The following is a 14,593-nucleotide window of genomic DNA, read 5'->3' as shown; positions in this document are numbered from 1 at the left end:
TTCTCCGGTTGGAGGGAAATACCGGGCCTTGGAGCAGCGGATGGAGGCACTTGAAGCGTCTCAACGGTAAGCCATGAAAAAATCATCATTCCTCCGGAGTTTCCGCCATTCCCTTTTGGGCTTGTTCAGATGTTCGCTGCTATGCGCAGCTGCCTTCGCCGGGGCTTCCCAAGCCAGCGCCCAGTTCAACGTTTACCACCCCTTCCCGGATAGCAATGCCGTGTGGGGGATGGTCTCCGGATGCACCGACATAAGTTGTGGAACAGGTATGTACATCAAGAACTACTACGGCGAAGATACATTGATTGACGGCTTTACCTACAAAAGTATCTTGGAGGAATCTGTGATCTACACTGGTGGATGTTGTGAAGCCCCCATGGACCTCGGGGCGGGCTTCCTTCGCGATGATACGACCGCTCATAAAGTCTATTGGCGGCAGCTTGGCATGGCATCGGATACCCTGCTCTATGACTTTACCCTTGAATTGGGAGATACGCTCAAGGGGCTTTACGGAGGACTTGGCCTTTGCGGGGGAATGACATTGACAGTTGAATCTGTTGACTCGATTCAAATTGGGGGCAACTACCGCAAGAAAATAAATTTCCTAACCGACGACCCATGTCATGAGACTTCGATAATTGAAGGGATTGGTTCCACAAATGGCCTAACAGCATGTTATACTGTTCCGGCTTCATATGGAATTGGGTTAAGTTGTTTTTCCGTAAATGAGAATATCATCTATACAGGGCTTTGTGGCGGTCCATACCTTGCACCTTGCGGTGAATTGCCAACAGCTCTTGGAGGTGCCACGGAAATACGAAAAGGTATATTCCATATCTCGCCCAATCCATTCGTGAATCATGTGGAATTCAGTATCAATTCCGTTAACCTTCCATTGGAGGTTTCCGTTGTTGATCTGCTTGGAAGGGAGCTGCTTCGGTTTCCCGTATCTTATGCGAAAAAAAAGCTTGATATGTCCAGTCTATCCAAGGGACTGTATTTCCTCCGGGTGCATAAGGATGGTAAGTTTCTTTATCAGACCAAAATCCTCAAGCAATGAAAATTTCAGGAGTCTTAGTTGCATTCGTGGTGTTCGGCCAATTTCCTTGTCAAGCACAGGAAGCCCAAGATTATATGAAGCGGATCGGTAATCCCCAAGCCAACTACTACAACATCGTAGCCGAGGTAGATTCTGCTCTGAAGGCCGCGCCAACGGATACCTCCGAGGAGAGTGCCGGCGTTCTGTTCGCACGCTGGAAATGGTTCTGGAGCAGCCGGATGGGCGACGCGATGGACGGAGCCAAGACAGGCAAGTTCAGCCACTATGTGGATGTTATGAAATCGCTGGTCCAAACGAAGCCATGTACCAGTCCATCCTCCTATCCGGCGAGCTGGGGCTTGCTGGGTCCCGTTCAACTGGAGCGCCAAGAAATGGGCTGGATCAATGCGGTGGCAAGGGATCCCAACAACGCTTCCGTGGTCTATGCCGGTGCCCCCAATGGTGGGCTATGGAGGACCAACGATATTGATGCAGCAGACCCCGTTTGGCAGAACATCACCGATCAATCCCACCTTCCTGGGCTTGGGATTGGCGATATCTTGATAGACCCATCCAATTCGGACATCATCTACATTGCAACAGGCTTTTACACCGGCAATGTAGGCTTCGGCGTAGGCGTATTGAAAACCTCCAACGGTATGGACCCGCTCCCGACTTGGGATTTTACCGGGGTGAATTACAACCCCTTTGTCAATGAGATCACTGCCGTGAAAAAGTTGGTGATGTCACCGGTGGACCACAATACGATATATGCTTTCACCGGTAAGGAAGTTTTCAAAACCACGGACGGAGGGGATACATGGCCTTCGATGGGGCTGAACGCTGCAATTGCTAACGATGCCCTGGATATTGCGAACCTTGTGATAGACCCGCTGGACCCAGGTAATATCGTTGTTACCACGACTCGGTTTGATGATAATGATGATCTTTTCAAAGGGGGGCTTTGGCGCTGGGTCAATAGCACCTCTACGTGGTCCCAGCTAACCGAGAATCTAAGCGCTTCTTTGTTCCATCACCCACATAATCGCTATCCTGTTTATCTAGCTGCAACAAATAGCATGTTATATGCCCTTTACAGGTCAAGTGTGGATTCCAGGATCGATCAGTCAACAGATGGCGGAATAACTTGGTTTTTACATACTGTGACAAATAATTATGGACCACTATTTATTGTGTCCGATGAAAATACGAATATAATGTATACGGCAGATGGTAAAAACGATGGGGAGTCGATTGGCCGCAAAGTCTATAAATCGACAAATGGTGGCACAAGTTTCTTCAAGATAACAGAATACAATGGCACCTATAATGGAACTTCCACACATGCGGATATACGTGCCCTGCAATTGTTCCAAGCCAGTTCCGATGGATTGAATGACATACTGCTGGCTGGAACGGACGGTGGGGTACTTTATTCGACCTCCACAGATCCGCCACCAAATAATAAGGTGCATTGGAGGAACGTCAATGGCAGCGGCTTGGCGGTCGGCCAATTCTACGGACTTGCCGGCTCGGAAAAAGTGCCGGAGAGAATCGTGGCCGGGGCACAGGACAATGGGTTCTCCACGCATGAGAATGGTAGTTGGATAAACTTGATAGTGGGAGATGCATACAGAATGGCCATTGATCGAGAAAATCCCTTGAATGCAATCGGTGAGAAAATCGGCTGGGGGCTTCCTTCAACACTAAATGGTGGGAACTATTTGGGAAAAACGAATGACGGTGGGCAAACTTGGAATGTGTCGCAGCCTCAGCCACCATGGGGGAATTCAGGTAACTCGGATAATTTCAATATGGGACTTCAAATTTCGCCGGATATATGGAATGTGAGGGACCAGCCATTGGTGATAGACCATGAGAACAACATGTACATCGGCTTTCATGATCTGTTCCGGTACAACCCAAGCAGTAATTCATGGACCCCGCTTTCTGATTTTACGGCTCAAGGTGTCGGAGCGGGTTCAGGGTGTAGCGCGTTTGCGATCTCTCCATCAGATCCGGACGTGATCTACTTCGGATTTGAAAACCCCACGTGGGATGTCGACAATCTGATTAAAAAGAAAATTTGGAAAACGTTGGATGGCGGAGCTTCATGGGCGGATATTACCAACGATCTTCCTGTGAATTGGTATGCCATCAGTGGCATTGTGGTCGACCCCGCCCACGTCGATCGCGTCTGGGTTTCGTTCGGTGCTGTAGGTTCCTATGGGAATCTGGCTGAACCATACAATGGATCAAGCCGAGTATACTACACATCGGACGGCGGTGCCACGTGGACGGATTATTCCCTTGGGCTGACGCCATTGCCGATCAATACGATCGTGTATGAGACGGGGTCGACCGACGGCCTCTACGTGGGTACGGATGTGGGCGTGTTCTATACGAACCGGTCGCTCTACAATTCGGATAACATCACCGATCCGCAGAACACGGGTTGGGTCTGCTTCAATGATGAGTTTCCAGCCTGTATCGTCACGGGGCTGGAGATCAACTATGCCTCGAATAAATTGAGGGCATCCACTTATGGACGGGGGATCTGGGAGTCATCGCTCGCGTGCCCCTTGAACACCGATCTGTATTTCACGACGGCCAATGCGGCCGGTCTTTCAAGCACCTTTCAAGAGGCGTCCAATAACGTCTCCATCGTAGCGGATGCAGGGGACATCGGTCTTTCCGATTTTACCGGAAGAGCGGGTAATGCAGTCCATGTTTCGGCCAACGGGAATTCGCGTGTTCACCTGGTTCCTGGGTCGCATCTTTTCATTCATCCCTGTGATGGGCCGGACAACAGCTTCCACCCCAAAATGGAGATCACCTCAACAGGTGGCGGGTTAGGAGAGGAGGCCGAACATGAACGTGACACAGGCGTGAAGGTCTATCCGAACCCCAATGAAGGGAAGATGACCATCGAACTGGAACAAGCGGAAAGGACTGACATTTCTCAAATCCGATTTGTGGACACACTTGGTAAGATTGCATTTACAGGAAGCATGAAAGGACGTGTCCAAACGATCGACGTGAACGGGCTTCGTGGCATCTATACGCTAATTGTATCACACGGGAAGGAACAGCATTTGGCGAAGGTGGTCATCAATTGACCTTGGACGCCGACTCGTTGGCCACGTCGCGGGGCAGGCGGTGCGTTTGGTGGTGGTGCGATAGATTTGCGGCCCCGATATTCCCTCGGGAAGAGGACGAGCTGATCAGTTGATGGACGTACGAATTGCACTTCTCGCCTTGTTCAGCTGCCTGTTGATGGCATCGCCTGCCTCGGCGCAAGCCTTGCAGGTCTTGGACGGCACAAGCCGCCAGCCGGTGATCGGCGCGGTGCTTTCCTCCAAGGCCCCGGCACGGCAGGCCGCCACCGATAGCACCGGCAGTGTGGGCCTTGCCGGTTTCCCGGACAGTGCCTTGGTCCGCGTGGAGCATATCAGTTACGAGCCTTTGCGGATCCGTGCGTCGGCCTTGCGGAAGTTGGATGGTCCGCTATTGCTGTGGCCGCGCACCACCGAACTGGACGCCTTCGTTTTTTCCGCCAGCCGCTTCAAGGAACCCCGGCAGGATGTGCCTGAACAGATCGACGTGCTTGCGCGCAAGGAGATCGCCTTCGATGCCCCGCAAAGCACCGGCGACCTGTTGCAGAACAGCGGTACGGTCTTCGTGCAGAAGAGCCAGATGGGCGGCGGCAGCCCCGTGATCCGCGGCTTCGAGGCCAGCCGCGTGCTGTTGGTGGTGGACGGCGTGCGCATGAACAACGCCATCTACCGCGCGGGCCATTTGCAGGACATCATGACGATGGACCCCAACGCGTTGGAACGCATCGAGGTGATCAGCGGCCCGGCCTCCGTGGTCTACGGCAGCGATGCCTTGGGCGGCGTGGTACACCTGATGACGCGCAGTACGCCTTTTTCCGACAGCGCGGGAACACGCCTCTTCCACGGTGGGGCCTATGCGCGCTACAGCACGGCCAACGACGAGCGCACCGCCCACGCGGACATCAGCTTGGGCGGTCATAAGCTCTCCAGCTTCACGAGCATCACCGCCAGCGATTTCGGGGACCTCCGCCAAGGGCAACAGCGCCTTTCCGCGTATCCGGACTTTGGGAAAAAGCCGTTCACCGTGGAACGCATTGATGGTGCCGATGTGGCCGTTCCCAACCCGGACCCGGACGTGCAGACCGGCACCGGCTACCAACAGTTGGACCTGCTGGAGAAGCTGCGCTTCCGCAGCGGCACACGTACCACGCACCAGTTGAACCTGCAGATGAGCACCAGCAGTGATGTGCCGCGCTACGACCGCCTATCCCTTTACTCCACTGACAGCGCCGGGGCGATCGTTCCCGCCAGCGCCGAATGGTACTACGGTCCACAACAGCGGCTGTTGGCCGCCTATACGCTGGAGTTGGAAGGGAACGGATTCTTCGACCAAAGCCAGATCACCGCCAACGGCCAGCGCGTGGTGCAGAGCCGCCACAACAGGAATTTCGGCAGCAATTCCCTGAAGAACCGCACCGAGGAAGTGACCATTTTCGGCCTCAACGCCGACTTTGAGAAGCGCATCGCCAAGCACGAGCTGCGCTACGGGTTGGAACTGACGCGCGACGCAGTGACCTCCTCGGCTTTTTCGGAGTACATCGTAACGGGTGCTGTTTCTTATCTCGGTACGCGCTATCCGGGCAGCAGCACGATGACGCATGCCGCGGCCTATCTCACGCACACCGTGGAGCTGAACCGCCGATGGCTGCTGAGCGAAGGGGTGCGGCTCTCGCATGTGGGCCTGCGCAGCACCTTCAGCGACGCGGAGGACTTCCAGTTCCTCAACGGCACGGTGGCCCAGGACAACACGGCCTTCAATTGGCGGGCGGGCGCGGTGTGGTCGCCGGGAAAAGCATGGCGCGTCACGGCCTTGGCGAGCACCGGCTTCCGCGCGCCCAACGTGGACGACCTCGGAAAAGTGTTCGACAGCACACCGGGCCAAGTGATCGTGCCCAACCCCGGCCTGCGTCCGGAGCGCACGCTGAACACGGAGGTGGGCATCAGCAAGACTTTCGCGGAACGTTACACCCTCGATGCGCAGGCCTTCCACACGTGGTACACCGATGCGCTGGTGGTGGCGCCCTCCACAGCGAACGGACGCGACAGCATCCTGTACGACGGCATGATGAGCCGGGTGACGACCATGACCAACGCGGGCAGGGCGACCATCAGCGGCGGCAGTACCCAAATTGCTGCCAAGTTCACCGCACGCTGGTCGCTCAAAAGCGGCATCACCTGTACCTATGGGCGGTTGCACACGGACAGCTCTGCCACGCCGCTGGACCATATTCCGCCAGTGTACGGGCGCACGGCAGTGGATTATTCCGCCAAGCGGATCCATGCGGAGATCTACGCATTGTACAACGGATGGAAACGGTTGGCCGATTACAGCGGCAGTGGTGAGGACAACTTGAGCAGTGCCACACCGGACGGAATGCCCGCGTGGTGGACGTTGAATGTGCGCGGTGAGTTTTCCCTTTCGCGGATCCTTTCCGTTCAGGCCGGGGTGGAGAATATCCTGGACCGGAACTACCGGGTCTTTGCCAGCGGCGTGAGCGCACCGGGCCGGAACGTGATGGTGGCGTTGCGCGCGACTTGGTAATGTCCGCCGGGCTCCAGCCCGCAACCGCCCAACATCGACTGCAGGGGAGGTCTTTGCGACATCCTAACTTCGGCCATCCATGTTCAAGGTCCTACACAGTTCCGCCGGTGCCGGCAAGACACACGCCTTGGTGAAGCACTACCTGCTGCTCTCCCTGCACGGTCCTGATCCTGCGGCCTACTCACACATCCTCGCACTCACCTTCACCAACAAGGCCGCGGCTGAGATGCGCGAGCGCGTGCTGGTGTACCTCGAAGCTCTAGCCTCGGAGAAACCAATGGACGGCGCCAAGGCCGACGTGCGCGACAGTGTGATGGCCGAAGCGGGCATCACAGCCGAGGAACTGCACCGCCGTGCGAAAGCGATGCTTACGCACATGCTTCACCACTGGTCGCAGGTGGCCATCAGCACCATCGATGCCTTCACACGCCGCGTGGTGATGCCCTTTTCCCGCGACCTGCAGCTGGACCATGAGCTCCGCATGACCACCGAGGAACAGTACTACCGCGCCAAGGCCGTGGACCTGTTGTTGGAGGAGGCCGGTCGTGACGCCGCGCTCACCAAGGTGCTCGTGGCCACCTGTGAGCAATTGCTGGAGGACGAAAGCTCCTGGCGTCCGGACAAGCCGTTGCTCGAGCTTTCTGCGCAGCTCACTAAGGAGAACGCGCTGGAGCATCTGGCCACACTGCGCGAAATGGACAGCGAGCAGTTCCTCGAACTGTACAAACGCTTGCGCCAGCGTACCAAGGAGTTCCGCGAGCGCATGCGGAAGCTTGGTGCCGATGCCTGCGATGCCATTGAACGTGCCGCGCTCACCGATAAGGATCTCGCCAACGGAAAGGGCGGCTTCATCAGTTACTTGAGGAAGCTGCGTGACTTCGATGGCCCGTTCGACATGGGTAAGAATGTGATAAAAACCTTGGAAAGCGACAAATGGCATTCCGGGTCTGCCACGCCGTCCGCGATCAGCGCGATCGAAAACCTTGCCTCCCTGTTCCGCACGACCATCGGAACGGTGGAGGCGCTGCGCGATACGGAGATGCGCGACTATTTCATCGTCGAAGCCATCACGCACGACCTGTTGGCCACAGCCAGCCTCAATTCCATTGATCAGCGCTTGGAGGAATTGAAACGGGAGGAAGGCATCTCTTTCTTTAGCGACCTCACCCGTAAGGTGATGGCCATCGTGCAGGACGAACCCGCGCCTTTCCTGTATGAGCGCTTGGGCGAGAAGTATCAGCATTTTCTGATCGACGAGTTCCAGGACACCAGCCTGATGCAATGGCACGCGCTGTTGCCTTTGGTGGAGAACGCGCTTTCCACGGGCGGCTCCGTGCTATTGGTCGGCGATGCAAAGCAGGCCATCTACCGCTGGCGCAATGGCGAGGCGCGGCAGTTCGTCGCCTTTCCGAAAATTTTCAGGAAAGAATTATTGGCGCGGGGCGATGCGTTCGAGTCGGCATTAATTCGTGCGCACGTGCCGGTGGAGCCGTTGGCTTCGAACCACCGCTCGGCAAGGAGCATCATCACCTTCAATAATGATGTGGCCGGCAGACTGAAGTTGGAGTTGGACGAACAGGAACGCAACGTGTACGACCGCCATGAGCAGGCCATGGTGCGCGAGGATGAAGGCTACGTGGAGGTGAGCTGCTATGCCACTGGTAAGGAAGCCGAGGAAGACGGGCCATGGGATCTGATGGTGAAAGCGGTTAGCGACAGCCTTGCCGACGACTTCCGCTTAGGCGACATCGCCGTGCTGGTGCGTACCAAAGCACAAGGTGCCACGGCCAGCGACCACTTGGCCCAACAGGGCTGGGAGGTGGTATCCCCCGACGGCCTTACCCTCGGTGCGAACCCCGTTGCCTGCGCGGTGGTGCATGTATTGGCATGGCTGCAGCGACCGGTGGACGAGAACGCCGCCCTTGCCGCGCAGTCCATTGCTTCGGTGCGGGCGAAGGCGGAAACGGTGGACCCCTTCCCCGAAGGCCAGAAGCCCCAGGAGTTACTCCGACACTGGCGTTCCGAACATCCGCGCATCAGTGCGAGATTGCCCTTGGTCACCTTGGTCTGTCGCATCGCCGAGGCGCTCGCACATGATCCCGCAACGGACGTCTTCATCATGGGTCTGGTGAACGAGGCCCATGCATTCTCCAAGACGGGCGGCGACGATCTGCCCGGCTTTTTGGAGCATTGGGACCGCACTGCCAGCGGTCGCTCCGTGGGCGGCACGCCCGGGCTGGATGCGATCCAAGTGATGACGGTCCACAAGGCAAAAGGCCTGCAGTTCCCCGTGGTGATCGTGCCCGAAGCGGGCAAGAGCTCGCGCGGCGGAAACGGCGAACGGACCTGGATCACGCCGGAACCCGCATTGGAAGGCCCGCCCAGCGCATTGGTGAAGAAGGTCTCGGCGTTGACCGACCTCGGTATTCCGGAACTGATGGAGGAGGACCGGCTCACAAAGCTCGATCAACTCGACGTGCTTTACGTGGCGCTTACCCGTCCTGAACAAAGGCTCTACGTCAGTGTTGCAGGAGGTGTGAACGACTTTCTGGCGAAGGCATTGCGCGAGCACTTGGGCTTGGAAGCGGGCACCAGGTGGAGCGCTGGCATGCGTGGCCCGCGGATCGAGAAGGAGCGGAGAGGTGCCCTGCCAAAGGAACCGGCAGCTTTCGAACTTTCCTCCGCTGCTCCGCAGGGCGAGCGCGAATTGGCCCTTCGTCGCGAGGCACCGGAAGGCTGGGACCCTGCCGACCCCGACCCGTATCGCAGCCACGGACGCGCCGTGCATGCCATGCTGGCCCGCGTGCACACACCTGCTGACCTGCCGGAAGCCGTGGCCATGGAAAGTACCAGCTGGGGCCTGAGCCCGGACGTCACAGCTGCCATCGCGAAGCAATTGGAAGCGCTCTTGGCCAAGCCGGAGCTGGCGCCCTTCTTCCGCGAAGGCTTGGAAGTGCATACCGAATCCACGTTGCTCAATGCTGAGGGCCATGCCGTGCGACCGGACCGCGTAGTGCGCGAAGGTGATGTGTTCCGTGTACTGGACATCAAGACCGGCGCGCCTTCCGAGAAGCATGCGGATCAAGTACGGGCCTACACCGAATTACTTCACGTTATAGAGGGAAAGCCGGTGGAAGGCTACTTGCTCTACGTAAGCGACGGCATGCTGGTGCCGGTGGAAGCATGAGCAGTGTGCAACAACTCCAATGGTCGGTGTTCGATTTTTCCGAACTGGATGCACAGCTTTTTCACGACATCGTGAAGCTTCGTATAGACGTCTTCGTTGTGGAGCAGAACTGCCCCTATCCCGAGGTGGACGGCGAAGATCCCGATGCCTTGCATGTGGTTGGTCGGCAAGCTGACGGAGCGTTGGTCGCGTATGCAAGGATCCTTCCGCCGAGCACTGATGGCATACCGCATGTCGGTCGCGTGGTAGTGGACAAGGAGCATCGCGGCACCGGCCTCGGAAAGCGCGTGATGCAGGAAGCATTTGAAGTGCTGCGTGAACGCTATGGCAGCACGCGTTCCGCAATCGCGGCACAAACGCACCTGCAACAATTCTACATGGACCTCGGCTACGTAAGAACCGGCGCCGATTACCTCTGGGACGGCATTCCGCACGTGGACATGGTGTTGAATGAAGAAGACTGACCCACACTAGCATTAGCTGTGTGGATCCGCTCTTTCAGCGTCATCAGCGTTCTATTCCAGCCGGTTTACCGGATCAGCACGAAGCTCCCGTTGTACTCCTTCTCCAACGGCCCGTACTCCGTGAGCCACGCCTTGTAGGAATACATCCCCGGCAAGCTGTTCTTACCGTCCCAGCCTTTCGAGGGGTCGGTGGTGCTGAACACGGAATGGCCCCAGCGGTCGAAAATGTCGAGCTGGTATTCCCGCGCCCCGATCACGCTGGGTGTCCACACCTCGTTGATGCCGTCGCCGTTCGGGCTGAAGGCCGTAGGGGCGAAGAACAGATGGTCGCCGATAAAGATGCGCATCGAGGTGGTGTCCATGCAGCCCACGCCGCTCGTCACCGTGAGGTAGGCGGTGTACCAGCCCGCATCGCTGAAGGTGTGCGTGAAGTTCGTGGTATCGTAGTGGATGCCCTCCACCGTGAAATCCCAGTGCTCCGCATCCGTGGAATAGTCCGTGAAGGTCACTTCCGGATCGAGCACCGTTGTGACCGAAGGAATGGCCGTGGCCCATGCCGTGGGTTGTGGCCAGACAGATACCAGGCCCGGAAGGGTAAGCGTGCGGGTGGCCACACAGCCGGAATCCGTGGAGACCGACAAGGTGACATCATAAATGCCTGGCACGGTGTAGTGATGGTCGGGTAGGCTGTCCGTGCTGTTGTCCCCGTCACCGAACTGCCAGTTGTAGTACAGTGGCGTCCAAGCGGTGGAGCTGTTGGTGAATTGGGGGCCGAACGGCACGCATCCGTTCGTGTCCGAAGTGAACAGGGGCACGGGCAAGGGAAATACGCGGATCGTGTCGGTGAAGAGATCGGTACAGCCGCCGTCGTCCACGGAAACCGAGACCGCGTGGCTCCCCAAGGTGGAAAAACCGACGGTGGTGGTGGCCACGTTCGGGTCGGGCGATACGCCGGTGCCGAAATCCCATTGCACGTTCGCCGAAGCGGTGAAGTTCCCGAAGGCCGTTACCTGCACCGGTAGCTGATCGGTACACAAGGTGGGCGGCGCAGTGAATTCCACCTGCACGGGGTCGTGGACGTTGTAGGTGCTGTAGGAGGTGTCCCCACAAGGCCAGCCCGGATTGGCGATCAACGTGATGGTGTAGCTCCCGGGCGCGGGGTAGGTGAAGGCTGGGTTCACCGCGTTCGAGGTGTCCGCAGTGGTGCCGGGAACGCCGAAATCCCAGTGGTAGAAGTTCGCCCCCGTGCTCTGGTTGGTCATTAGTACGGAAAGGCCGTCACAGGTGCTCTGTTGGTCCTGGAAGTCGGAGACAATGGCTTGTGCACAATTCACCACCAGAAAGCGGAAGTCGCGGATCACTTGGCTGATGGCGACACCATCGCGGTATTCGGTCACGCTCAAGCTGACGGCGAAATTGCCGAGCGTGGTGGGGTGAAGCGTCAACAGGCCATCGCTGGAACCGAAGATGACCGGCGGGTTGGAATTCAATTGGTTCGAGGTGGAGTAGCCCGGGGCCCAGACCACCGGCTGGTATGGCGGAGCGGCCGGCGGGTCGGGCATGATGTTGATCGTATTGTCCCCGCCCTGCAGTGGTGCGCACATGGCATAGACCAGCGAATCGCCGTCCGGGTCCACCGCCAGTTGGTCGAGCGTCATGGTCTGGTCCAAGCAGAGCACCATGGGCGGGTCGTTCTCGAAGGCCGGTGAGCTGTTCGGCCCCGTCACGTCCGGGTCCGGCACCTGCACCGTGCAGGTCATGCCTTGTGAGCTGGGGTTGTTGCTCAGGTTGATCACGGCAGGGGACCGGCAGCAACGCTGATAGGCCAAGGTGTATCCTCCGGTGCCAGAGGGCAGGTGGATCACGCCGGTGTAGATGCCTTGCTTGGTGCAGATGCTCGGCGGGATGGTCAGGCAAGGATTGCTCACCACCACCGGCACGGTCGTTTCCGCCGGCAGGTTGAAATGCACGGTGTTCACCAATACACCGGCGCTGTTGAAAATGCCGATGGCAGCCTGAGCGTCCAGCGCGGTATTGTTGGTGTTGGCAGGCCCGCAATCCCGGTAAAGGCGCAGGGTCACTTGGTAATCGTCGTTGCCGAGAGAGGTGTAGTACATCTCCCCGCCCAGGATGTGCGTGGCGAAGCCGTGCAGTGAACAAGCCAGGAAAAGGGTGAGCAGGGTAGTGCGCATGCGGTTTGAAGACCCCAAGATAGGGTTTCAGGTTGCCCCGGTTGTCAAAGTCAGGCAATCTGAATGGATCGATCCCGATCGAGAATACGCCTAAGCCCGGCTCCTGAAAAGGAGCCACCTCTACTCCTTGATGAACACGCGGTGTGCCTTGCCGCCACCGATCAAGGATGCGTCCATCAAGTAGGTTCCAGAGGCCAAGCCGCTGATATCCAGGAGGCCATCAGCAGCAGGGATCAGGTCCAATGCCATAGTTCCTACACTGCTGAACAGACGTAGCCGCACGAGCGGTTGCAGCGATCGGATCTGTACCGTTGTTTGTCCGGGGTTTGGAAAAATCAGCATCGTCGGCGGAGTTTCCAGTTCGTCGATCCCTACGGTATGTTCCGTGCCGCATTCCACACCGTTCTTCATAAAGTAGGGGATGGAATGGGTCGAACTGAAACCGCTGGGCTGAGGGTAGCTCAGTATGGAACTGGACAGGTACGTGCCGAGTCCGAGCACCTCCACATGGTGTTCATCCGGTAGGGGGCCGTTGGAGTCAAACGAGCCCCAGCAATTTCCTTCTGCACAATAGGCCAGATAAAGAGCAGGCGAGTACTCCATGGTCCAAAGTGCCAGACCACAATGATCAGCCAAATGGAGGTTGTGGTGGTATCCGTTGCTGAAGCGCTCGAAGGGGATCTCCCAAAGCACATGGTTCTTGCTGTACTTCCTGATGGAGGAACCGGTGGAATGAGCGCCAGTGATAGCGCTGAATGATTCCAGATCCACGGCATAGATCACGGAGTCGGGAGTGTCCGTACGGGCCAAATAAAAAGTCGTGGCGTACACGTCGTAATTGTTAAACGGCGGACCGCCCGGCTGATAAAAGCTGGAACGCGTCTGCACCACATCCCCCGGGTGAAAGTCGTACAACATGGCATCGGTGATCTGGTGGAAACCCGCATCAGGGTTCTTGTTGCCTATCATTTCCAATGGACGAAGCACCTCAGGGAACAAGTCGATCTGAAAGAAATTGACGAGTCCGAGAACCTTGCCAATGCATAGGGGCTGGTCGTTCAGCAACGAGGGAATGACAGTACCCGAAAGGTCGGTGTGCATGATCCGATAAGTGCGCACGGAATCCTGGATGCCAAGCACGGTCGCAGTGTCCAAGGATTCCAGGACGATCGCAAAACGTTGGCTCTGGTCCTGAAAAAAGGCACTGGTATCACCCGGCCCCAACGCAAAATGGAAATGGAGCGTATCCCCAGCTGAATTCCGCAGGTCATAGTTGCCGTGCCCGTTGTTCCGGAACAAGCTGCCGGACCATTCGGGAAGGTCGGTGGGAAAGCAGTACGGAGGCCCCCAACCCGGACAATCCAGGGAAATATTCAAGGAACCCTCATTCAATTGGCCAAAATGCCAATACACCGAATCCGTTCCGACCACCGACGTGGAATCGAAAGTCAAGCTGTAGATCCGATCTGGACTATTGGAAGCGACATAGGCTTTGCGCGAGTGGCTGTTGAACGGTTCGAAATAGCCGGATTGGGCCAAAAGGCAAATGTTTAGGGTCATCGCGGCACAACTGCCCCAAGCACGCAACCAGCAAGAAGGTGGGTTATAAGCCATGAATGATCGGCCCGATGGTTACGGGTTCAATGTAAGGACGTCCGGGGCATCGAATGCGCTGCCTGTGCCGGGGAAGAATGTCCGCCATCAGGGAGGTCGGTCGGGACTTGGTCACATTTTGGACCTGTCCAGGACGCTTTCGAACGCATCCTCATCACAGAGTACCACGTGTCCATCATCCGCCGCGATCAGCTCCATCACCCGCACTTTTTCCGGGTAGATCATCGCCTTCACCCGGTGGGACACATATCGATTGCCCACTTGTTGAACCTCCGTGAACTCCGTAGCCGAGTCGATCCGGTACCAGTTAAGGCCGTTCGAAGAGCGCCGGTACAAGGGAAAGCGGATTTCGTCCATGGGGGCTACTTTGCGCAAAGATCGATGAGGATGACCAGAAGTTTCTACCGCGAAGTACACGAAGGACACAAAGACCTTTGAC

At 57.3% G+C, this 14,593-nt stretch carries 8 protein-coding genes; 5 read left to right on the top strand and 3 right to left on the bottom strand.

Features of this window, described 5'->3' with window-relative positions; all coding sequences use genetic code 11:
* The first annotated feature begins 73 nt into the window (after positions 1–73).
* The 5 genes from IPP95_08320 to IPP95_08300 all read left to right on the top strand — a co-directional run bounded on the left by IPP95_08320 (position 74) and on the right by IPP95_08300 (position 10,348).
* Positions 74–1,060: a T9SS type A sorting domain-containing protein gene (locus IPP95_08320; protein QQS71207.1), complete on the top strand. Its 987-nt coding sequence runs from the start codon at positions 74–76 to the stop codon at positions 1,058–1,060.
* The gene (locus tag IPP95_08315) at positions 1,057–4,158 is read left to right on the top strand and encodes a T9SS type A sorting domain-containing protein (protein QQS71206.1); all 3,102 of its coding nucleotides are present in this window, start codon (positions 1,057–1,059) and stop codon (positions 4,156–4,158) included. The genes IPP95_08320 and IPP95_08315 overlap by 4 nt, the downstream gene beginning before the upstream one ends.
* Before the next feature lie 112 nt (positions 4,159–4,270).
* Entirely contained in the window at positions 4,271–6,697 is a 2,427-nt protein-coding gene (locus IPP95_08310) for a TonB-dependent receptor (protein QQS71205.1), read from the top strand.
* Between the two features lie 79 nt (positions 6,698–6,776).
* Entirely contained in the window at positions 6,777–9,884 is a 3,108-nt protein-coding gene (locus IPP95_08305; protein QQS71204.1) for a UvrD-helicase domain-containing protein, read from the top strand.
* Positions 9,881–10,348, top strand: a complete 468-nt coding sequence (locus IPP95_08300) for a GNAT family N-acetyltransferase (GenBank protein QQS71203.1) — start codon at positions 9,881–9,883, stop codon at positions 10,346–10,348. The genes IPP95_08305 and IPP95_08300 overlap by 4 nt, the downstream gene beginning before the upstream one ends.
* 65 nt (positions 10,349–10,413) lie before the next feature.
* On the opposite strand, the gene IPP95_08295 is transcribed toward IPP95_08300, so the two are convergent.
* The 3 genes from IPP95_08295 to IPP95_08285 form a co-directional block, all read right to left on the bottom strand.
* Positions 10,414–12,540, bottom strand: a complete 2,127-nt coding sequence (locus IPP95_08295; protein ID QQS71202.1) for a gliding motility-associated C-terminal domain-containing protein — start codon at positions 12,538–12,540, stop codon at positions 10,414–10,416.
* A 120-nt stretch (positions 12,541–12,660) separates the two neighbouring features.
* On the bottom strand, positions 12,661–14,079 hold the full coding sequence (locus IPP95_08290; GenBank protein ID QQS71201.1) for a T9SS type A sorting domain-containing protein: 1,419 nt from the start codon (positions 14,077–14,079) through the stop codon (positions 12,661–12,663).
* A gap of 186 nt (positions 14,080–14,265) precedes the next feature.
* Entirely contained in the window at positions 14,266–14,511 is a 246-nt protein-coding gene (locus IPP95_08285; protein ID QQS71200.1) for a hypothetical protein, read from the bottom strand.
* Positions 14,512–14,593: the final 82 nt, after the last annotated feature.

It is taken from the genome of Flavobacteriales bacterium (genome assembly GCA_016700415.1).
GTDB lineage: Bacteria > Bacteroidota > Bacteroidia > Flavobacteriales_F > PHOS-HE28 > PHOS-HE28.
The sequence above is the reverse complement of the archived record's forward strand: the minus strand, read 5'-3'. Positions and strand labels throughout refer to the sequence as shown.